This is a genomic window from Colwellia sp. BRX8-7 (assembly GCF_014077275.1).
Classification (GTDB): domain Bacteria; phylum Pseudomonadota; class Gammaproteobacteria; order Enterobacterales; family Alteromonadaceae; genus Colwellia_A.
This window is the reverse complement of the sequence record NZ_JACGVP010000002.1, coordinates 101,798-125,380: the sequence shown is the minus strand read 5'-3', so window position 1 is coordinate 125,380 and position 23,583 is coordinate 101,798. Positions and strand designations below refer to the sequence as shown.

Sequence of the window (23,583 nt, the reverse complement as noted above, 5' to 3'; positions counted from 1 at the left end):
GGCATGCTAAAAATTTGTCGTATCGCAATTGCCGTTTCTTTGTCGCTATCAGCAATGAACATCTTTGCTGTCGAAAATCTTGATAAGGTAGAATCGCTACCCATATTGGCTCCTGAAAGCCAGCATGCAGCATCGAGTAAACGCGTTACTGCGCAGTTTACTCGAGCCCATTACTCGAAAGTTGACATGGATGATGCGCTCTCTGAAAAAATATTTGACCGTTATATAAAACAACTTGATTATGCTCGAAATGTTTTTTTAGCGACCGATATAGAAGACTTTCAAAAGCATCGTCTTGAATTTGATCAGATAATCGCTCGTGGAAAGTTAGATATAGCCTATGACATATTTAACTTAAACCTTCAAAGACGTGCCGAGCGTTATGAATATGCATTAAGCCTTTTAGAAAAAGAACCTTTCGACTTTACTGTAAACGAAGTTTATAACTTCGACCGTGAAGAAGCTGATTGGCCAAAAGATAGTGCAGAATTAAATGAGTTATGGCGCTTAAAAGTTAAGTACGACGCTCTAAATTTAACCTTAGCGGGTAAAGAATGGCCTAAAGTGCAAGAAGTTTTAGGCAAACGCTATCGTTATGCGATTAAAAGATTAAAACAAAGTGAAAGTGAAGATGTTTTTCAAGTCGTCATGAATAGCTTTGCTCGCGTTGTTGAACCTCACACCTCTTATTTATCACCAAGAAATGCTGAAAAATTTCAAATGGACATGAATCTGTCTCTTGAAGGGATTGGTGCGGTACTTAGAGCTGAAGAAGACTATACGGTTATCAATAGCGTTGTCCCCGGTGGACCGGCAGACAAATCAAACGAAGTAAAACCTAAAGACCGAATCGTCGGTGTTGCGCAAGACGATGATAAATTTGAAGATGTTATCGGTTGGCGTTTAGATGATGTTGTAGATCTCATTAAAGGACCTAAGGGCACCAAAGTTCGTTTGCAAATTTTGCCAGCGGAAGCGGAAGATGATGCCGTTATTAAAGTTGTTACGATTGTTCGTGATAAAATAGTCCTTGAAGACAGAGCGGCAAAGTCTGAAGTGTATTTTGAAACTAAAGGTGATGAAAAGTCTAAAAAATTAGGCATTATCACTATACCTAGTTTTTATAATAATTTATCGCGCGATGTGAACAAAGAACTCGATAAACTTAAAGCCGAACAAGTCGCTGGTATTATTATTGATTTACGTGGTAATGGCGGTGGTTCGTTACGTGAAGCAACATTATTAACGGGTTTATTTATTGATAAAGGCCCCGTTGTCCAGATACGTGATGGTGCAAACCGAGTACAAGTTAATAGTGATGATGACGGAGTCAGTTCTTATGATGGCTCATTAACCGTGATGGTTGACAGATACAGTGCTTCTGCTTCTGAAATTTTTGCCGCAGCGATTCAAGATTATGGTCGTGGGGTAATCGTAGGCGAACATACCTTTGGTAAAGGTACTGTTCAGCAACATCGTGGACTAGGGCGAGTTTATGACCTTTATGACAATCCATTAGGTAGTATTCAATTTACCATCGCTAAGTTTTACCGTATCAATGGTGGTAGTACTCAGCATAGAGGTGTTTTACCCGATATTTCTTTTCCAACGGCTGTTGACCCAGAAGACTGGGGAGAAAGTCGAGAGAAAAATGCACTACCTTGGGATCAAATCCCTAAGGCAAAATATCAAGCATTAGGTAACTTATCTGCTGACTTAACGTACCTCACTTCACTGCATAGTGAGCGTGTTAAAGGCAATCGTGAGTTTAATTACTTACTTGATGATATTGCGGTTTATCAAAAAGAGAAAGACGATAAAACTATTTCTCTTAAGTTAGATGAACGTAAAGCAAAACGTGAAGAACGAAAAGGGAAGCAACTTATTCGTGTTAATGAACGATTAGTTGTGATGGGTAAAGAAAAAGTGAAATCACTTGAAGACTTACCTGATGAGTTAGAAGAATTGGATCCATTTTTAGATGAAACGGCTAAGATCACTTTTGATTTAATCTCGCTGGGTAAAGTCGCTAAAAAATAATTATTACCCACTCATAAAAGCCGCTTAATTGCGGCTTTTATGTAAGATAAAAGCTAAACTCAATTTCTTCTATAGATTAGCCTATATGCGTTACCCTGACTTTTAGGGGTTTGTGATTAATATCAGCTTGATTAGCGTTGTACTATTTTTCCTAATGAAAAATATTATAAATCGTTAATAAAAACGATATAAACATTAAAAATTATAACTATAAAAAACTTAAGGTCGGCATCGCACATGACAGAGCCAGAAAAAGACAATCAACCCGTAGTAATCAACACCCACAAAGAACCGAGCATGCTAGATGCGTTAATTCCTATTTTTGCATTAGTTGTTATGTTAACAACAGCCGTTTGGTATTTTGCTGACAACTCCTCTTATGGTCCAAATCAAATTGCTTTATTACTCGCTATGGGTATAGCGATTGTGATTGGTATCAAGAATGGTTATTCGTGGCAGTCGATTGAGAAGTCAATTGTCGGTGGTATTTCTATTTCATTGGGGGCAATTTTAATACTGTTAGCGGTTGGCTCATTAATAGGAACTTGGCTACTGTCTGGTACTGTGCCTACGATGGTTTATTATGGCTTACAAATTATTGACCCTAGTTGGTTCTACGCCGCTGCCTGTTTAGTTTGTGGTATTGTCGCAATGAGTATTGGCAGTTCTTGGACTACAGCGGCAACGGTCGGTGTTGCCTTTATAGGCATTGCTAACGGTTTTGAAATGTCGACCGCGGTTACGGCGGGAGCTGTTATTTCAGGTGCTTATTTTGGTGATAAATTATCGCCATTATCTGAAACGACTAACCTTGCTCCTGCAGTAGCAGGCAGTGAATTATTTGAACATATTCGATATATGTTATGGACCACCATACCTTCTATTAGCATAGCCTTGGTGCTGTTTCTTATTATTGGCTTTGATCACTCTTCAAATGTAACTGGAGACACCGCAAGTATTGATGCCTTGTTGACCACACTAGATGCAACTTATAATATTTCTATACTTAATCTTATCCCACTTTTTATCTTACTTTATTTAGCCTTTAAAAAAGTACCGGCATTTCCTGCTGTGGCGATTGGCGCTTTAATTGGCGCTGTTTGGGCGTTAGTTTTTCAGCAAGAGCTTATTTTAAACATGGCTGCAGAAGGCGTTAGTGGCGTTAAAGCATATATAACCGTGGTTTGGACAGCATTTTTTGATGGCGTAGTGGTTAACACCGGCAACAAACAAATTGATGAGTTGCTTAGTCGTGGCGGTATGTCGAGTATGCTAAACACGATTTGGTTGGTAATGTGTGCCTTAAGTTTTGGTGCCGTGTTAGAGCATTTAGGTATGCTAAATAAATTTGTTAAAGCCATTCTCTCAACAGCTAAATCAACGGGAAGCTTAATCGCCAGCACTGTTGCAACTTGTATTGGTACTAACTTAATAACAGCAGATCAATATATGGCGATAGTTATGCCTGGTCGTATGTTTAAAGCTGAATTCAAACGCCGAGGTTTTCATCCAACACTATTAAGTCGTACGTTAGAAGATTCAGGCACTATTACTTCACCGTTAATTCCATGGAACACTTGTGGTGCCTTTATGTTTGGCGCGTTGGCATTAACATCATACGATTATATTTTTTATTGCTTTTTTAATTTAATTAACCCGGTGCTTGCCATCGTTTATGGTTACACCGGTTTTAAAATTAAAATGTTAGCAACAAACAGTGACGAAGCGATAAAGAGCTAACATCAAAGAACATTGCGATAAAAAGAGGATATTCATCCTTTATTTACGCTTCATATCGACTTAATATAAAGCCTGTTTTTACAGGCTTTATATTTTCAAAAAGGAAACGCTCATGACTGACTTTACCGCGCGCTATTTATCTGATTACCAAGTTTCAAATTTTTCTATTACCACCGTCGATCTGACCTTTGAACTTGCTGACACGGCAACCATAGTAACCAGCACTATGACGATTAAACGTGAAAATAAAGAGGCTAAGCAATTAGTGCTTGATGGCGAGCAATTGAAACTTATTTCACTGCAAATTGATCATCAAGACTTGCCTGAAAGTTATTATCAGGTCAGTGACACACAGTTAACCCTAGATATTAGCGCTGATGAATTAACACTAACTATAGTGACTGAAATTGACCCACTTAATAACACCTCACTCGAAGGCTTATTTAAGTCGGGCGGCGCTTTTTGTACACAATGTGAGGCCGAGGGCTTTAGACGTATAACCTATTACCTAGATCGTCCTGATGTGATGTCGACCTTTTCAACCAAAGTCATTGCTGATAAAAAGCGTTACCCTTATTTGTTATCAAATGGCAATAAAACTGCAGAGGGTGATTTACCGCAAGGGAAACATTTTACTTGTTGGCATGACCCTCATCCAAAACCTTGTTATTTATTTGCTCTGGTTGCTGGTGATTTTGACTTACTTGTTGATACCTTTACCACCCAAGATAAACGCGATGTGGCAATAGAGATATTTGTGGATAAAGGTAACTTACCTAAAGCTCACCATGCTATGGCATCACTAAAAAAATCGATGCTTTGGGATGAAGAAACCTTTGGTTTAGTTTATGACCTCGATATCTACATGATTGTAGCCGTCGACTTCTTCAATATGGGGGCGATGGAAAATAAAGGCTTAAATGTTTTTAATTCTAAATTTGTTTTAGCAGATAATGAGAGTGCTACCGATACTGATTTCTTTAATATTGAAGCTGTGATCGGTCATGAATATTTTCACAACTGGACGGGTAATCGGGTAACTTGCCGCGATTGGTTCCAGTTAAGTCTAAAAGAAGGTTTAACAGTATTTCGTGATCAGCAGTTTAGCGCTGATATGCACAGTGCTGCAGTAAACCGTATTAAAAATGTGAGATTGCTGCGTTCAAAACAGTTCGCTGAAGATGCCGGACCTATGGCTCATCCTATTCGTCCTGAAAAAGTACTAGAGATGAATAATTTTTACACCTTAACCGTTTATGAAAAAGGTGCTGAAGTCATCCGCATGATTAACACCTTATTAGGAGAAGTTAAGTTTAGAAAAGGCATGGACTTATATTTTGCTCGCTTCGATGGTATGGCCGTGACCTGTGATGACTTTATTAATGCGATGTCAGATGCCTCGGGTGTTGACCTTGATTTATTTAAAGGCTGGTACTATCAGTCGGGTACGCCGACATTATCTGTAAATGAGCTTTATTCAAAGGGACAGTATCAATTAACCTTGACCCAGAAAAATCCAAATCAAAAAGACGGTAGCGAGGGTAAAGCATTACATATCCCTGTTGCTATTGAACTTATCGAAAACAATAAAGTGATCCGACGTGAGTTACTTGAGTTAACCACTGAGCAGCAAACATGGACCTTTGACAATCTTGCTGATAAACCTGTGCTAGCGATATTGGCAGATTTTTCAGCGCCGGTGAAGCTTACGATTAAGCAAACAGATAAAGAGCTGGCAACCATTATGGCTTTTGCCGATGATGAGTTTTGTCGTTGGGACGCTGGTCAGCAATTGATGTTGAATTATATTAAAGCGCTAGTCGATGACAGTAGCTTTGTTCTGCCACAGAGTTTATTAACGACTTATCAAGCTATTTTTGACGCAAATACCGATAATTCCTTTAAAGCCGAACAATTATCATTGCCTAGCTTTGACGAAGTTGTCGCAGAAATAGCTCAGGTTGATCCAATCAAAGTAGTTAATGCTATTGCCGCAGTGAAGTTATTTTTAGTGACCGGCTTAACCGCTAGTTTTGAGAAAGCCTTTATTGCCAATAAATCTTTTGCCTATAAATATGATGGTGAAGAAGTTGGCCAACGCGCACTAAAAAATGTTTGTTTGTCTTACCTCTCTTTACTTGAGCATCAAAAGAGCAAGGTAGTAGAACAATATCAATCGTCAGATAACATGACTGATACTTTGGCAGCATTAGTCTGCTCAGCTGAAAACAACTCAGCTGACTTAGCAGGGCAGTTACAGCATTTTGAAAAAAAATGGCAGAGTACAGCATTAGTCATGGATAAGTGGTTTAGTCTTGCGGCTCAACAATGTAGCGAAGATATTTTTACTTCATTGGGTAACTTATTAACTCACCCGTTATTTAGCTTAAAGAATCCAAATCGGGCACGTTCATTAGTGGGTAGCTTCAGCGTTAATAATCCGCGTTATTTTCACTGTCAGTCAGGCCAGGGTTATCAGTTTCTCGCAGAGCAAATCGCTTTGTTGAATGAAATAAACCCACAGGTGGCTTCAAGGCTCATTACGCCTTTAATTCAATTTAGATCTTTTGATTTATCTAGACAGGAATTGATGCGCGCAGAATTAGAGAAGTTGACTACACTTAAAAACTTATCAAAAGACTTAAAAGAAAAACTTGATGCGGCCTTAGCGAGCTAACTCTTTTATGAAATATTTCTTTTCAATAAATATGACCACTGCTGAGTTTTTCCCTTATTATGAAGGTAAAGCTCAGCAGATGGTTGTTACTACAACTCAAGGAGTGCGGGTACAATTTCCGGCAATGCATATGCGAAAATATTTATTATCTACAGGTATTAAGGGGCTTTTTTGTCTAGAAACTGAAAATAATAAATTTTTATCTGTGACAAAAATGGCATGATTAGAGTATTAGCTTTAAACAGTGGTCGGACCATTTGATGTGTTTGAAGGCTATTGGCTTGTTTCGCTGTAACACTTAATACAAGTAACTACTTGTTAAAATCTATATGAAGAATTTTTTGTTTTAAACGCTTGTTTAAAACGCTAGTGTCTGATTCGCTTTTTATTGATTAGAAGTCATTAAAACACAGGGTATTATCAATTGTTTTTACCTCTTGCACCATTGATAAAATGATGCAATTATTGTTTTAGACCACTTATTTCAAATAGTAAGTAGCGATGATAAAAATAAAATATAATCTACACGCTCTGGGGAGAGAATAAATGAAATATAGCCCTCGCAATCGGTTTTATAAAAAACCTTTAGCTGCCAGTATAACCGCTGCGCTTGTTTGTTTAGCGACAGTAAGCCAAGCACAAGCAGAGAATTTTACATTAGGCAACTTCGACGTTACTTTTGATTCAACGTTTAGTTACGGTCAAAGTTGGCGTGTAGAAGATCGCAACTGGAATGATAATGTTGGTAAATCAAACAATTTAAATAATGGTTTTGATTTTAGTAATTATCACCCATCATTAAATCCAAATCCTGATCCAGCAACGGTATGGAATGGAAAAGGCGGTTATTCAACCAATGGTGATAACGCTAACCTTAACTATAACGCCGGTGATAGCTTTTCTCAGATAATCAAAGGTTCACACGAACTAGAAGTTCGTTATGAAAACTTTGGTTTGTTCGTTCGTGGCATGTATTTCTATGATTTTGAAATGAGTGACGGCGACCGAGCGTGGACTAATCCTTTATCAGAGGTTAGAAACGATCCTTGTCGTGACGGTGAAGCAAGTGATCAAATATGTAATGACGTAAGATTACTTGATGCTTTCGTTTATGGTGATTTCGTTGTAGGTGACATGCCGCTTTCTGTTCGTGTCGGCCAACAAGTGATCAGCTGGGGTGAAAGTACTTTAATCTCTCACGGTATTAGTGAGTTAAACCCTGTTGATATCGCTCGTCTTCGTGCTCCTGGTTCAGAATTGAAAGAAGCCTTTATTCCTTTCGGTGCAATTTGGGGTTCACTCGGTGTTTCTGAGAATTTCAATATTGAAGCCTTCTACCAGTACAACTGGGAAAAAACAGTGTTACCAGCACCTGGTAGCTACTTCTCAACTAATGACTTTGCTGGTGACGGTGGTCAATTTAATAATGTTCAGTTAGGCTTTGGTAGTAACCCTGATATGGACTTAGATTATCTTATTGAAGGTTTAAATACTCTTAGTGGTGCTATTGCTGCTGGCGCTGTTCCTGCTGAAAGTATCGGCGCAGCCTATTTAGGCGCTTTTCCAACGAAAATTACACTTCGTCAAGATGATGCAGAAAATGAACCTGAAGATGGTGGCCAGTATGGTCTTCGTTTATCATGGTTTTTACCTGACTTCAACGACACCGAAATCAGTCTTTATCACATGAATTACCATAGCCGTCGCCCAATATTTGCTGGTGTTACTGCTGATTTCAGTAACGAAGCTATTGGCCATGATATTGGTATGTTACTTTCAGGCGCTATTACTGAAGAAAATTATACAAATTTGAAAGCATTTTCTCGTGTAGAACTTGATTATGTAGAAGACATTAAAGTTTATGCGATGAGCTTTAATACCGTTTTAGGCACAACTTCTGTTGCCGGTGAAATTACTTACCGCCAAGATGAGCCGTTGCAAATTGACGATGTTGAGTTATTGTTTGCTGCAATGCCACAGCAACTAGCGAATGATCAAGGTCGCACTGAGCTTGATGGTATTTCTCAAATGCCAATATTCCAGGGCGGCGAACATGCTGATGGTTTTGTTCTGTCAGATACTTTGCAAGCACAAACAACGCTAACGCATCTTTGGGGTCCTTCATTTGGTGCCAGCCAGTTAACAACATTAGTTGAAGTGGGTGGTATTAACCTGCAAGACATGCCTGACCAAGACGTATTACGATTAAATGGTCCGGGTACTGCACGTAGCGGTGGCATTGCCGGTAAAGAAGGTTTAGAAATGGCAGTTCAGGACGGTGTTGAAACTAACCCGTTCCCAGACGCATTTGCTTGGGGTTACCGTGCAATTGCTAAGTTAGACTTTAATAACGTTATCGCTGGTATTAACATTTCACCACGTGTGGTTTTCTCTCATGATGTTAAAGGTACCACACCAGATCCATTATTCTTATTTGTTGAAAAACGTAAGTCTGTCGCTTTAGGTATTAACTTTAATTACCAAAGTCGCTGGTCAGCAGACATTAACTATAACGGTTTTTGGGATGGCGTAGGTACAACCAATCAAATAGCAGACCGCGATTACATTTCATTCAGCATTAAATATTCAATATAAGGGCTAAGTTAATGAGCAATATTATGAAAAATTCACTAAAAAAATTAACATTAGCCTCAGTTGCAGTAAGTTTGGCTATTGTGTCAACAGCAACTTTAGCTAAAGTTTCATCGACTGAGGTCGCAAAGTTAAGTAAAGAACTAACACCGATTGGCGCAGTGCGTGCGGCCAATAAAGACGGTTCTATTCCTGTATGGAACGGTGGTATTACTTCTGTTCCTGCTGGCTATACCGTTGGTGATCACCATATAGACCCATTTTCTACCGACAAAGTAAAATACACGATCACTGCCGCTAACGTGGGTGAATATAAAGCCATGTTAACGCCGGGTCAGGTCAAGTTATTTGAAACATACCCTGATACTTATAAAATGAATGTTTACCAATCAAGACGTTCAGCTTCTTACCCTGAGCATGTTTATCAAGCAAGTATTGATAATGCCGGACGTACAGAATTAGTTGAAGGCGGTAATGGTATTGTTAACGCGGCTGTTGGTATCCCATTTCCGGTACCACAAGATGGCTTAGAAGCTATTTGGAATCACATTTTACGTTATCGTGGTGAATCTTTAACACGAGAAGGGGGTCAAGCAGCTCCGACCGCTTCTGGTGATTATACTTATTTAGGTTTTGACGATCAGCTGATGATCCCATATGGGGTTAAAGGTGCTTCAGCAGATAAACTTAAAGAAACAAATATTTTGTTTAAGTTTAAGCAAAAAGTAACTGAACCAGCACGTTTAGCGGGTACCGCATTATTAGTTCATGAAACAATGAACCAAATACAAACACCACGCCAAGCTTGGACATACAACACCGGACAACGTCGTGTTCGCCGTGCACCAAATGTTGCTTATGACACGCCAGGTACAGCGTCTGATGGATTACGTACCACAGATGATTTCGACATGTTTAACGGCGCACCAAACCGTTACAACTGGACATTAAAAGGGAAACAGGAATTATTGATCCCTTACAATGATTATCGTTTACACAGCGACTCATTAAAATATGCGGATATTTTAATGCCAGGCCACATTAACCCAGAACATGTTCGTTATGAAAAACATCGTGTATGGGTTGTCGAAGCTAACTTAAAATCAGATACACGCCATACTTACAAAAAACGTGTTTTCTTTATTGATGAAGATAGCTGGCAAATTGCGGTAACCGATATTTACGATAACCGTGACGAGTTATATCGTGTTGGTGTTGCCCATGGTTTGAATTATTACGAAGTTCCTACACAATGGTCTACACTTGAAGTGTTCCATGATTTACAGTCTCGTCGCTACATAGCAATGGGCTTAGATAATGAAGCTAAAATGTATGACTTTTCAGCTGAGTTAGATGATATATCATTTACTTCTTCAGCATTAAGACGTGAAGGGCGCAGATAACCGCTAGGTTTTAAACATTTATAACGGCTGACAACGGTCAGCCGTTATACTTTAAAAGATAAGAAACTTTAACAATGTCATGGATGATATGATAAAAGTAACACTTTAATTATTAACGAATGAGAATTCTTCTTTATGCAACGTCTGTTGGCTTTCCTTTTTAGCACTTTATTCTTCCTTAATGCTTTTTCACAGCAACTTCCTGCTATGCAAGCACCTTTAGCCAGTAAATCACTTATGCTTGATATTTTTAAAATCAACGATAAGCAGCTTGTCGCTGTAGGTGAACGTGGTCATATTTTACTTTCAAACGACGCAATTACATGGCGTCAAGCTAACGTTCCCGTTCGTTCAACCCTAACTGCAGTATATTTTATTGATGCTACTCATGGTTGGGCTGTTGGACATGATGCAACTATATTATTTTCTAGTGATGGTGGCGAAAATTGGCAAGTACAACAATACTTACCCGCTAAGCAAAAACCTTTACTCGATATTATTTTCAAAGATAAAAATGAAGGCATAGCGATAGGCGCATATGGTCAGCAATACCGCACCAGTGATGGCGGTGAAAATTGGACATTTGAATTTCATGGTGAATTTCTATTCCCTGAAGATCTCGCTTACTTAGAAGAATTAAAAGAACAAGATGAAGAGGCTTATTTAGATGAACAAGGCAGTATACTTGCCCACTTCAATAGTATCTTTAAAGACGGTCGTACTCTTTATATGGTTGGTGAAGTAGGTTTAATTGCTAAAAGCAATGATTTTGCAGAAAAATGGTTGCCGTTTGATAAAATATATCAAGGTTCATTTAATGATATTGCTCGCACTCAGCAAGGAAATTTATTAGTTGTTGGTTTGCGCGGTAATATTTTTCGCAGTTTAAAAAGTGGCAGACCTTGGCAACATATTAATACCAATACCCAAGCGTTATTAAATTCGATAGTGCTCGGTGATAACGGTAGTATTTTTGTCTTAGGAAATAATGGTGTTATTTTAAAAAGTGACGATGATGGCGTTAGCTTCTCTTTAAATATTCAAGCTGACGGTAAAGCGTTAATTAGCGGTGTTTGGTTTAATAACCAGTTAGTCATTGTTTCTGAAGTTGGTCTTAAAGTCATTGCACTGACTAAGTTAAAATAAAAGTAAATCGATAAATACGCTTACCACCAATTCCACTGAAGCAGATGAAGTAAATTAAATGAAAATAGAATCCCTTATTAATGTTATCGAAGCCACTATGTTCCGTAAGAGAGTCATGGTGCTTGTTGCTTTCGTACTAGCCAGTATTTTTCTTGTTTTTCAAGCGAGCCAAATAAAGCTTGATGCGGCTTTTGAAAAGCACATTCCCCTTAATCATACCTACATGAAAACCTATCTTGAATATCGAGAAAACTTTGGTGGCGCTAATAACGTGCTTATCTCAGTTTGTGACACAAAAGGAGATATTTTTAATGAATCTTTCTTTGGCGCGCTAAAGGGTGTTCATGATCAGTTGTTTTTCATTCCTGGTGTTGACCGTATTCAAGTTAAATCATTGTATTCACCGAGTACCCGTTTTGTTGAAATTGTTGAAGACGGTTTTGCCGGTGGTCCGGTTATCCCGGCAAATTTTCAGCCTGATTCACAAGGTTTAGCTGTTGTTAAAGCCAATATTGAGAAAGCAGGTATCGTTGGTAGTATTGTTGCCGACGATTACAGTTGTGCCATGGTAAAAGCGTCCTTAATGGACACAGACCCACAAACAGGGGCACGCTTAGATACACTTGTTATTGCTGAGCAACTTGAGCAGCAAATTAGAGGAAAATTCGAAAAAGATAATATCAGTATCCATATTATTGGTTTTAGTAAGATGGTTGGCGATGTTGCTGAGGGCGCGAAAGGCGTTGTTGCTTTCTTTGCCATTGCAATTGTTATTACCACGCTGATGGTTTTTTGGTTTTGTCGTTCTATTTCTCTAACCCTTTTACCCATAGCATGTTCACTGGTTGCCGTTGTTTGGCAATTAGGTATGTTATCTACCTTAGGGTTTGGACTCGATCCGATGTCGATTCTAGTGCCGTTTTTAGTGTTTGCCATTGGTGTCAGCCATGGTGTACAAATGATTAACTCGGTCTCCAAACTGGTCAGTAAAGGAGCAACATCCAAAGAAGCCGCACAAATGAGCTTTCGCTTGTTGTTGATACCAGGCGGTATCGCCTTGTTGTCTGATACGGTCGGTTTCTTAACGTTACTTTCTATTGATATCGGTATTATTCGTGAATTGGCTATTACTGCATCTCTGGGTGTTGCGATGATTATTTTAACCAATTTAATCTTACTCCCTTTATTGGTTTCTTTTATTCATGTCCCTAAAGTTGAGCCTGAAATAGCAGATAAGAACAAAATTACTGTTTGGGATGTAATGTCTTCGTTTGCCACTAAGCGAATTGCGACAGTCATACTTGTTATAACTGCTGTTTTATATGCTGCTGGATACTATTACTCACAAGACATGAAAATAGGAGAGCTTCATGCGGGTGCTCCATCTTTGCATGAGACATCGCGTTATAATCAAGACACTTTTTTAATTACTGACCGTTATGCCATCAGTGTTGATTATATGTCAGTGATCGTTGAAAGCCCTGCTGATTCATGTACTTTTTACGAGACAATGGACTTAATAGATACCTTTCAATGGCAGATGGAAAATACGGTTGGTGTGCAATCAGCAATCAGTTTAGCGTCAGTTGCTAAAATTGTTAATGCTGGTTATAACGAAGGTAATGCTAGATGGCGTGTTCTATCACGCAACCAACAAACATTAGTGCAATCAATTGCCCGAATACCTTCAACAAGTGGCCTATTGAACAGTAATTGTAGCGTTATGCCAGTGATTCTTTTCTTAGAAGATCACAAAGCTGAAACCATTAATCGAGTTGTTGATAAAGTAAAAGTTGTTACTCAGGCATTAGAAACAGACGAGGTTAAGTTTAAACTTGCCTCAGGCCCTGTTGGTGTTATGGCTGCGACTAATGAAGCGGTTGCTGAAGCGCAAACGCCGATGATGCTTTACGTTTATGGCGCGGTAACTTTATTGTGTTTCATTAGCTTTAGAAGTGTGCGTGCCACGATTGTCGTTATCGTGCCGCTTTATGTCGTGTCAACGTTAGCGCAATGGTTAATGACTGCACTTGATATTGGCCTAACGGTTTCTACACTTCCGGTTATTGCTTTAGGTGTTGGTATTGGTGTCGATTACGGTATTTATATCTTATCAACGATGAGTATAAAATTACGTGAGGGTTACCAAGTTCAAGAAGCTTATTTACTCGCTTTGAAAGAGCGAGGCAGTGCAGTCTTAATAACCGGTGTTACTTTAGCGATTGGCGTTTCAACCTGGTTTTGGTCAGATTTGAAATTTCAAGTCGATATGGGAATACTCTTAACCTTCATGTTCTTGGTGAATATGATCGCTGCTGTACTGGTCCTACCTGCTATTGCTGCTTTTTTATGGCCTAATAAGAAATAAGGTTAATACGTTAAACCTGCATAAATAAACAAGAAAATGACCGAAAGGTCATTTTCTATTTATAACAAGTGAATAAACAATTACTCTCAGTAATTTTGACAAGCCGGTGTAAATAATTAATCACCATAAATAGTAAAATATTCCTCGCAATAGCCTAAAATTCTTAATAAAATCGCACATATAGTCTATTCTTTTAGACAATAATAAATATTTATATAAAAAATTATACAAATTACCCTGTTAATTGTTTTAAATAATCAATTTTGAAATGATTCAGTACAACAGCGTTTTATCCAAAAAGGAAAACGGCATGGCGTTAGTAGACGGTTTACCCTCAGTGATACTCTCGAATGTAGCACAGTTAATTCAGCAAAAAGTTCCCGCTAAAACAGCTCCGCTCGTCGAGCAGTTTGCAGAGCTCCTTTATAGCAATATTTCTACGCTTGATTTAGAGCATCGTAACGATAGTGATATGTACGGTGCAACGTTAAGTCTATGGAATTCGTTAAATGGTCACCAAAATAATGCACCGGTGATTAAAGTTTTTAATCCTCAGGTTTCTAAGCATGGCTGGAAATCAAGTCATACTATTATCGAAGTCATTATCGCCGATATGCCATTTCTTGTTGATTCATTGCGAATTGCCCTTAACCGTTTAGGCTTATCACCACATTTAATGTTAAATAGTCCTATTAATATTATTCGTGATGACAAAAATCAAATTACACGTTTATCGGCAGCCGCTAATAAATCGTTAAAATCGGCAACTGCTGTCGCTGTTTTCTTTATTGAAGTTGACCGTCAAACCGATCAAAAAGTCCTTGATAAAATAACCAAAGAGCTTCATTCAGTGGTTAATGACATTGCGATAACGGTTGATGATTGGCAAGCAATGCGTGCACGTCTTGGTGAAGTGATCACCGAAACAGCCGAAGCAAAATTACCTTGTTCAATCAATGATCATGATGACGTATTAGAGTTCTTAAAGTGGATGTTAAACGATAATTTTACTTTATTAGGCTATCGTTCATACAATGTTAAAACGTTAACAGGTGATATGGCACTCTCGGCCAATGTTGAATCAAGTTTAGGATTAATGAAGCGCTCTGATGGCACAGTAGAACGTTTAATTTCAACATTATCTAGTTCTGCTCGTGAGCTTGCTTTAGGGGTTAACCCGTTAATTTTGACCAAAACCAATTCTAGGTCACGCGTACACCGTCCTGCCCACCTAGATTATATTGGTGTAAAACGTTTTGATGCTAAAGGTAATGTTATTGGTGAAGAACGCTTTGTTGGTTTATTCGGCTCTGCTTATTATACCAATAGTGCCTTAGATTTACCGTTAATAAAGTCTAGAGTAACCACCGTTTGTGAAAGCTCTGGTTTTGCTCGTGGTACTCACGCGTATAAAGCGATGATTAATATTTTAGAAACCTACCCGCGTGACGAAATATTACAAAGTAGCACAGATGAGTTATTAAAAAATGTTTTAGGCATTTTCCAAATGCAAGAGCGTGATTACTCTGGACTCTTTGTTCGCCGTGATGCCTTTGATCGTTTTTACTCTTGTATGGTCTATGTACCCAGAGAACGTTATAACACTGAATTACGTGTAAATACCCAAAAGTTACTCAAAGAAGCATTTGGTAGCGGTCAAGAAGTCGAGTTTACCACTTACTTTTCTGAATCAGCACAAGCGCGTACCCACTATATTGTTCGTGTTAAATCAACTAAAGCAGATATCAACGTGAAACAAATTGAAAAAAACTTAAATGAAGCAGCAAGAAGTTGGGATGATAAACTCGCAGCATCTCTTAACTCTCATAAAGGTGAAGCTAAAGGTAAAACATTAAGTCGTAAATACTGTAGTTTTCCACAATCTTACAAAGATGAAGTGTTACCGGGTACGGCAATTGTTGATATTGAAAAACTTGAGTCGTTATCAGCAGAAAATCCGCTGGAAATGTTGTTTTATCAACCGCAAGAAGAAAGTGCTAACAGCCGCCACGTAAAATTAAAATTGTTCCATACTGGCGACCCCATTCACTTGTCAGATATCTTACCTATCCTTGAAAACTTCGGTTTACGTGTTATTGGTGAAAGCCCTTATTTAGTTAAAACATCAACGGGTGAACATTGTTGGATCTTAGACTTTTCGATGTTACTTACCGGACAAGGTAAGTTCACGCTTGAAATAGTACAAAACTTGTTTCAAGACGCCTTTGCAAAAGTTTGGGCAGGTGATTTAGAAGATGATGGTTTTAACCGTTTAATTTTAGGCGCCGAGCTTGGTGGTCGCGAAGTTTCTATTATCCGTGCTTATGCACGATATGAGCGTCAAATTGGTGGTACCTTTAGCCAAAGTTATATTGAAGATACTTTTGCTCGTTACCCTAATATTGCTGAATTACTGATTAAATTCTTTATATTCCGCTTTGATCCAACGACGAAAATTTCAGAAAAAGCGTTGAATAAAGTCAGTACTGATATTGAAAAATCTCTCGATAATGTCGCTAACTTAGATGATGACCGTATTATCCGCCGTTTTGTTGAAATGATCAGTGCCACCATTCGTACTAACTATTTTCAACCGCATCCGATAACAGGTCAAAAATCTTACATTTCATTTAAGATTTTACCTCGCCAGATAAGTGACGTACCACTACCGCTTCCTGAATTTGAAATATTTGTTTATTCACCACAACTTGAAGGTGTTCATTTACGCGGTGGCAAAGTCGCCCGTGGTGGTTTACGTTGGTCAGACAGACAAGAAGATTTCCGCACCGAGGTTTTAGGCTTGGTAAAAGCTCAACAAGTTAAAAATACGGTTATTGTTCCTGTTGGCGCTAAAGGTGGTTTTGTTTGTAAACAACTCCCTGTAGGCGGTACTAGACAAGAAATATTTGAAGCAGGTAAAGAATGTTACCGTACCTTCATTCGTGGTTTGTTAGATCTTACCGACAACATTATTGATGGCGTAATTGTGCCACCACTTAATGTTGTTCGTCTTGATGATGATGACGCTTATTTGGTAGTTGCTGCCGATAAAGGCACGGCAACCTTCTCAGATACTGCTAATGCGATTTCCGATGAATATAACTTCTGGATGGGCGATGCGTTCGCTTCTGGTGGTAGTGTTGGCTATGACCATAAAGCGATGGGAATTACGGCTAAAGGCGCTTGGGAGTCTGTTAAACGTCATTTTCGCGAAATGGATATTGATTGTCAAACAACTGATTTCACCTGTATTGCTATTGGTGACATGGCGGGTGATGTATTTGGTAATGGTATGTTGTTGTCAAAGCACATCCGTTTACAAGCTGCATTTAACCATATGCATATTTTTATTGACCCTAATCCCGACGCAGCAAGCTCTTATGTAGAGCGTGAACGTTTATTTAATATGCCGGGCTGTACATGGGAAGATTACAACAAAGAATTAATTTCTGAAGGTGGTGCGATTTTCAGCCGTCATGTGAAATCTATCAAGTTAACACCACAAATTAAAAGAATGCTCGGTACGCAAAAACAAACCATGTCACCGATTGATTTAATGCAAGCCATTTTGAAAATGAAAGTGGATTTATTGTGGAATGGCGGTATTGGTACGTATGTTAAAAGTTCAAAAGAAAGCCATCTTGACGTTGGCGACAGAGCGAACGATTCCTTGCGTATCAATGGCAAAGAATTACAAGCCAAAGTTGTTGGTGAGGGTGGTAACTTAGGTTTCACCCAACTGGGTCGTGTTGAGTTTGGTTTACGTGGTGGACGAATTAATACCGATGCTGTTGATAATGCCGGCGGTGTTGATTGTTCTGATAATGAAGTCAACATTAAAATATTATTAAACAGTTTAGTACAAAATGGTGACTTAACCGTTAAACAACGTAATCAGTTACTTTATGATATGACTGATGATGTCGGTAAAATTGTTATAGAAGATTGTTATCGTCAAACCCATTCATTGTCTATTACGGCAATGCGTGGTGTTAAACAATTAAAAGAGCAAGAGCGTTTTATCCATGGCTTAGAAAAAGCGGGGAAATTAGATCGTGCTTTAGAATTTATTCCAACGGATGATGAAATTTCTGAGCGTTTATCTAAAGGTCAAGGCTTGACTCGCCCAGAACTTTCAGTGCTACTTGCCTATGGTAAAATGGTCTTAAAAGAAGATTTGGTTTGTCCAGGTATCACGGACAACCCTTATCACAATCGTTTATTACTTGAAGCTTTCCCTCCACAATTACAGGTTAAGTATCAAGAACAAATGCAACTGCATCCACTGCGTGCTGAAATTATAGCGACAAAATTAGCCAATGATATTGGTAACGATATGGGTTTCAATTTTGTTAATCGTATGCATGAAGAAACAGGTGCAACGGTTGCTGAAATTGCCAATTGTTATGTTATGGCCAGTGAAGTTTTTGAGTTATCAACTATTTGGAACGAAATTACCGAATTAGATAATAAAATTTCGACTTCTATTCAAACTGAAATGTTATTTCAAATGCGCCGTACGGTACGACGAGCAACACGTTGGTTCTTACGCCATCGTAATAAAGCGTTAGGTATTGCTGAAACAATCGCTATGTATCGCCCAACGTTTGAAAATTTAGCCAACAATTTAGATAAGTTATTGGTAACCGCAGAAGTTGAACAACTACAACGTGTTGAAACAGATCTTGTTGGAACAGGCGTTCCAGTGAAAATCGCAAAACGTATTTCACAGTTAAGTTCATTATTTCCAGTAATGGATATTGCTGATATTTCAATAGCGGATAATCGTCCTGTTGAATTAGTTGCTGACTTATACTTCAAGCTAGGTGTTCGTTTAGACTTGCATTGGTTCTTAGATCAAATCACTAGCCAACCGGTATCTAATCACTGGCAAGCGCTTGCTAGAGCTTCATTTAGAGAGGAACTTGATTGGCAGCAACGTTCATTAGCACAAGTAGTATTACGCTGCGATTGTGGTGTTGAACAACCTGAAGTCGAAGCCTTACTTAATAACTGGATTGAGACTAATGCTCAACCACTTGAGCGTTGGAACCAAATCTTAGCTGACTTTAGAATTGGTCGCACGCATGAGTTTGCAAAGTTCTCTGTTGCGCTAAGAGAGTTAATGTTACTGAGTTTAAATTGCGATCCAGCAAAATAAGTCAAAGCCATTAATCAAGCTTTAACGAGATTGATTTAACTGATAAAATCCTCACTACTAAGTGGGGATTTTTTTTAGGTCGTTGTCGATTTTGATTAAAGTTTTTTCGCGTTAACTTATCCGTCCAGAGGCAATATGTTTTATTCCGCAATCCGTAAAGTATTATTCAAGTTTGATCCTGAAGCTATTCATGAGCTGACGATAAAAGGCTTTAAAGCCTCGGGTTCAACACCATTAAATTTACTTTATAAACAAAACATTACTGATAAACCAGTCGAAGCCATGGGTATTACCTTTCCTAATCCTGTTGGTTTAGCGGCTGGATTAGACAAAAATGGCGAATGCATTAACGCGTTTGATGCCATGGGATTTGGCTTTGTTGAGATAGGAACTGTGACACCTAAGCCACAACCGGGTAACCCAAAACCGCGTATTTTCCGCTTACCGACAGCAAATGCAGTTATAAACCGCATGGGCTTTAATAACAAAGGCGTTGATTATTTAATTGATCAAGTACGTAAAGCAAATTTTAAAGGTGTGCTGGGTATTAATATTGGTAAAAATAAAGATACGCCAGATGAGCACGCTAAAGACGATTATCTTATTTGTATACGTAAAGTTTATAACTACGCAACCTATATCACCATAAATATCTCATCACCAAATACGCCAGGTTTGCGTTCATTACAATATGGTGATGCATTAAATGAGCTATTAGCCGCGCTTAAAGCAGAACAAAAAGTACTGACCGAACTGCATAGTAAATATGTACCGTTAGCTGTAAAAATAGCACCAGATTTAAGTAAAGAAGAGATTGAATCGATTGCCCAATGTTTGATTAACAATAATATTGATGGTGTTATTGCCACTAACACCACACTTTCACGTGAAGGTGTGGTTGGTTTAGAGCATGGAGAAGAGCAGGGGGGGCTCAGTGGTGAGCCAGTAAAAGACAAAAGTACCGAGGTTATTCGTTTATTGGCGATAGCCCTAGATAATAAATTACCTATAATCGGTGTTGGTGGTATTTCGAGTGGCCGTGATGCACAAGAGAAAATAGCGGCGGGTGCTAAATTAATACAAGTCTATACTGGCTTTATATACCAAGGTCCTGAACTGGTTAAAGACATAGTGAATAGTCTTTAACTGACGAGTTCAATGGTTTAACGCTATTTCTTAAACTTGTTTATATATGGGGTAGCGTTAACTCACTGGCAATTAAATTTAGTACCTTGTGCAGTTTTACTTGAATATAGCGAGGTAATAATTTTTTCTCTTGCGCTAACAGAGTTAACTCAGCTGGCGTTATCGCAATAAAACACTTTACCTGCTGATGTTCTTTTTGGTAAACACTGAAAACATCATCAGCAAAATAGCTAATCTCTCCCTGATGATCTTTAGTTATCTCTTCATCAACAAATTGCTGAGTTTCTAGATAGAGATTGATTAATAAAATATTTTTTTCATCACCATACCAATTTGCGGTCAATGTTTGAAAATTAAATTGTGCTTCAAGCTTATTACACACTGACTTTATCTGAGTAAACTTTTCTATTAAATCGTTACCCGGCATAATAGCGATCGGTAGCTGTTCTGTCATAGTTTTAAGGTTGCTTTGAATTTCAAATTTAAACATTATCAATATTAATTAGTAACATAAAGCATAAAAGGTTTTTTATTGCCTTTGCCTAACATTATTTTGCTGGTCGTTTTCATCATTAGGATTGATTTTGGACTTTTCTTTCTTTTCTTTAGACCTCTGGGTTTATTTCACTTTACTTGCCGCTGTTATGCAGGCTATTCGCACCGCTGGACAAAAGAAGCTATCGGGACATTTAAGTGCGATGGCGACGACAGGTGTGCGCTATATCTATGCACTGCCTTTTGCTTTTATATATTTGCTCTTTATTACCGAACAGCGAGCAGTGACTTTACCTGTGCTTAACAGTCATTTTCTTATGTACGCGCTTATCGCTTGTCTGATGCAGATTATTGGGACTTTTTGTTTGGTTGCGGCCTTTAAATATCGTAATTTTGCGGTAGCGACAAGTTTAGCTAAAACTGAAGCTATTCAAGTTGCTGTCGTGGGAGCCTTGTTCTTTTCAGTTTCTTTATCATTGCTAGCGTGGTTATCTGTTTTTATTGGTGTGATAGGCGTGTTAATTGTCTCAAAAGTAAAATTTACGGTTACTGATATTTTTAAAAACCCTGGCGCTGGTTTTGGCTTATCTTCAGGCTTAGCCTTAGCTATTACGACCTTATTAATTAGAGAATCAAGCTTGGCCCTAAACACAGATTTAATGGTTAGTGCCGCTGTTACTTTGTTGTTTATGGTTGGCGTACAGTCCGTCATATCAATTATTTATCTTAGTTTAAAAGATAGAAAGCAACTTACCTTAATGGCAAAACATTGGCGTATGTGTTTATTTGTTGGCATAACCAGCGTTATTGGTTCAATTGGTTGGTTTACTGCCGCTAGTTTTCAAAATGCAGCCCATGTGAAGGCACTAGGACAAGTAGAGTTTTTTATTACTTTATTATTAACTTACCGAATTTTTAAGGAACGTATTAGTCGAATTGAATACCTAGGTATGTTATTAATTATTGTTAGTGTGGTTATTTTATTACTTTGGGCATAGTGGCTAGCGTCTGTTTTTGCTACACTCGCAGAAAATTATTATTGTATTAATTAAATTGGATTTAAAATGAAAATTGCAGATAAAACCGTTGTTCAATTTCACTACACCTTAAAAGATGAAGCTGGCAATGAAATTGAATCATCATACGCGGGTGATCCTTTAGCCTATCTTCATGGCTATAAAAATATGTTAGTCGGTGTTGAAAATGCCTTAGTGGGCAAAGAAGTAGGCAACAAATTTTCAGTCACGCTACAACCAGAAGATACTTACGGTGAGCGTAAAGAAGATATGATCCAACGTGTTCCAGCAAAACATCTACAAGACGGTCAAGGGACCACTAAATGGCAAGCTGGCATGACAGCTTCTGTTGAAACCGAGCAAGGTCAACGTCAAGTGACTATTGTTAAAGCGGGTAAGTTTATGGTCACTGTTGATATTAACCCACCCCTTGCTGGTATGGTATTAACCTTTGACTTAGACGTCATTGATGTGCGTGCTGCTACAGATGAAGAAATTGAACATGGTCACGCACATGGCGCTGGCGGTCATCACCACTAAATTTTTTTAGTTAAAGTGGTCATTTATTTTGAATGTTAAAGGTCAGCTCTGCTGACCTTTTTTATATTGAGTTGCTGAGTGTGTTTTAAAGTTAATCATCAACTTTATTTATTGAAAGCACATACATCTCATTATTTAAATTTGCTTGCCAGCATATATTTAAATTATAGAGTTTCATGCCATAGATTTTATCATCGCCTTGTCGCTTTTTATAAGCGGGCCTAGGGTCCTGTGCTAAGACTTGTTCAATAAAAAGTGCTAGCTCTGGATACTCTCGTTGATACTTTTGCATATCATCTTGTGCTTGCTGAGAAAACTTGGTGGTTACTGCGTGCAAGGGTTGTTGTGCAAAGCCGGCCTGTGCACCATCAATACTATCAGAGTAGGGAATATAAGGTTTAATATCAACAACGGGCGTTTGATCAAGCAGGTCTAGTCCAGAAATATTAATAACAGTTTGTTTGTTGTTTTGCGTAATACCCTCTAACTTTACTACCGACATACCAATCGGATTAGGTCTGAATGTAGAGCGAGTGGCTAATACCCCCAGTTTTTTATTTCCTCCCAAGCGAGGTGGTCTCACGAGCGGTTTCCAACCTTGGCGCTGCGTCCCATGAAATATAAACAATACCCACAGATGACTAAATTGCTCAATGCCACGAAGCAACTCTTGGTTATTGGCATCATCAAGTAATAAAATTGAGCCTTGTGCTGCACCCACTAGACCCGGTTGACGAGGAATAGCGAATTTTTCTTTGTAGGGAGAATTAACGCGACCAATATAGTTGAAGGTTACCTGGTTTTCAGGTGATACAGTCATTAGTTAATCTTTTTAAGCGGTTCAACTTGAAAAGACATACCATAGCAGACAAGCGTTGCAATACATTGCTTATTTGCTTGGTCGTCATCAATCAACGCACAACCACTAAAAATTATCGCATTCGCTTGTTGTTGAGCTGCTTGTCTACGTGCTTCAGTTCTTGCCGCTATTTTATCTGGTAAAGCATGATGACTTTTTGCCTGGCAATCTTCGCCCTCAACTAAGCCAATAAGTTTGAAACGGCCAGAAAACTCACTTTCATCTTGAAAAACTTTTACCTGTGCATGGCTAAAGTATGTTTGAAATTTTCCTTTGTCCAAATTTGTTGAAACGGTATATTGAGATGAGCATGCTGATAATCCGATTAAAGTCAGCGTTAGTATTAGTATTAATCTATTGTTGATTTTACTTATTTTTTTCATTTTTATCACTAGGTTAC

Annotated in this window: 15 protein-coding genes; 12 read left to right on the top strand and 3 right to left on the bottom strand. The window is 38.4% G+C overall.

The window, feature by feature from the left end; all coding sequences use genetic code 11:
* The first annotated feature begins 3 nt into the window (after nt 1–3).
* The 10 genes from prc to pyrD all read left to right on the top strand — a co-directional run bounded on the left by prc (nt 4) and on the right by pyrD (nt 20,273).
* The gene (gene prc / locus H4J57_RS02685) at nt 4–2,040 is read left to right on the top strand and encodes a carboxy terminal-processing peptidase (RefSeq protein WP_182241877.1); all 2,037 of its coding nucleotides are present in this window, start codon (nt 4–6) and stop codon (nt 2,038–2,040) included.
* Nucleotides 2,041–2,277: 237 nt separating this feature from the next.
* Nucleotides 2,278–3,780 (top strand): Na+/H+ antiporter NhaC, encoded by a 1,503-nt coding sequence (nhaC, locus tag H4J57_RS02680; protein ID WP_182241876.1) that lies wholly within the window; start codon nt 2,278–2,280, stop codon nt 3,778–3,780.
* A 112-nt stretch (nt 3,781–3,892) separates the two neighbouring features.
* On the top strand, nt 3,893–6,457 hold the full coding sequence (gene pepN / locus H4J57_RS02675) for an aminopeptidase N (protein ID WP_182241875.1): 2,565 nt from the start codon (nt 3,893–3,895) through the stop codon (nt 6,455–6,457).
* Nucleotides 6,458–6,464: 7 nt separating this feature from the next.
* Nucleotides 6,465–6,680 carry a DUF2835 family protein gene (locus H4J57_RS02670; protein ID WP_182170154.1) on the top strand — a complete coding sequence of 72 codons (216 nt, stop codon included), beginning with the start codon at nt 6,465–6,467 and terminating at the stop codon, nt 6,678–6,680.
* A gap of 323 nt (nt 6,681–7,003) precedes the next feature.
* Nucleotides 7,004–9,052, top strand: coding sequence for a DUF1302 domain-containing protein (locus tag H4J57_RS02665; protein ID WP_182241874.1), 2,049 nt, complete (start codon nt 7,004–7,006; stop codon nt 9,050–9,052).
* 23 nt (nt 9,053–9,075) lie between these two features.
* The gene (locus H4J57_RS02660) at nt 9,076–10,452 is read left to right on the top strand and encodes a DUF1329 domain-containing protein (protein ID WP_182241873.1); all 1,377 of its coding nucleotides are present in this window, start codon (nt 9,076–9,078) and stop codon (nt 10,450–10,452) included.
* A 135-nt stretch (nt 10,453–10,587) separates the two neighbouring features.
* A complete protein-coding gene (locus H4J57_RS02655; protein WP_182241872.1) occupies nt 10,588–11,598 on the top strand; it encodes a YCF48-related protein in 1,011 nt (336 codons plus the stop codon).
* 58 nt (nt 11,599–11,656) lie between these two features.
* The gene (locus H4J57_RS02650; RefSeq protein ID WP_182241871.1) at nt 11,657–13,966 is read left to right on the top strand and encodes an RND family transporter; all 2,310 of its coding nucleotides are present in this window, start codon (nt 11,657–11,659) and stop codon (nt 13,964–13,966) included.
* Nucleotides 13,967–14,276: 310 nt separating this feature from the next.
* Complete coding sequence (locus H4J57_RS02645) at nt 14,277–19,127, top strand: NAD-glutamate dehydrogenase (protein WP_182241870.1); 4,851 nt, start codon at nt 14,277–14,279, stop codon at nt 19,125–19,127.
* Between the two features lie 135 nt (nt 19,128–19,262).
* Entirely contained in the window at nt 19,263–20,273 is a 1,011-nt protein-coding gene (gene pyrD, locus H4J57_RS02640) for a quinone-dependent dihydroorotate dehydrogenase (RefSeq protein WP_182241869.1), read from the top strand.
* 40 nt (nt 20,274–20,313) lie between these two features.
* Here pyrD and H4J57_RS02635 read toward each other — a convergent pair whose 3' ends face one another.
* Entirely contained in the window at nt 20,314–20,727 is a 414-nt protein-coding gene (locus H4J57_RS02635; protein ID WP_182241868.1) for a hypothetical protein, read from the bottom strand.
* Nucleotides 20,728–20,857: 130 nt separating this feature from the next.
* Between H4J57_RS02635 and H4J57_RS02630 the strand changes: the two genes are divergently transcribed.
* Together H4J57_RS02630 and H4J57_RS02625 are read left to right on the top strand one after the other, a co-directional pair.
* Complete coding sequence (locus H4J57_RS02630; RefSeq protein WP_259364617.1) at nt 20,858–21,766, top strand: DMT family transporter; 909 nt, start codon at nt 20,858–20,860, stop codon at nt 21,764–21,766.
* A 66-nt stretch (nt 21,767–21,832) separates the two neighbouring features.
* Nucleotides 21,833–22,324: a peptidylprolyl isomerase gene (locus H4J57_RS02625; RefSeq protein ID WP_182170177.1), complete on the top strand. Its 492-nt coding sequence runs from the start codon at nt 21,833–21,835 to the stop codon at nt 22,322–22,324.
* Between the two features lie 91 nt (nt 22,325–22,415).
* On the opposite strand, the gene tsaA is transcribed toward H4J57_RS02625, so the two are convergent.
* Nucleotides 22,416–23,144: a tRNA (N6-threonylcarbamoyladenosine(37)-N6)-methyltransferase TrmO gene (tsaA, locus tag H4J57_RS02620; protein WP_182241867.1), complete on the bottom strand. Its 729-nt coding sequence runs from the start codon at nt 23,142–23,144 to the stop codon at nt 22,416–22,418.
* On the bottom strand, nt 23,144–23,566 hold the full coding sequence (gene rcsF, locus H4J57_RS02615; protein ID WP_182241866.1) for an Rcs stress response system protein RcsF: 423 nt from the start codon (nt 23,564–23,566) through the stop codon (nt 23,144–23,146). Before rcsF ends, tsaA begins: the two co-directional genes overlap by 1 nt.
* Nucleotides 23,567–23,583: the final 17 nt, after the last annotated feature.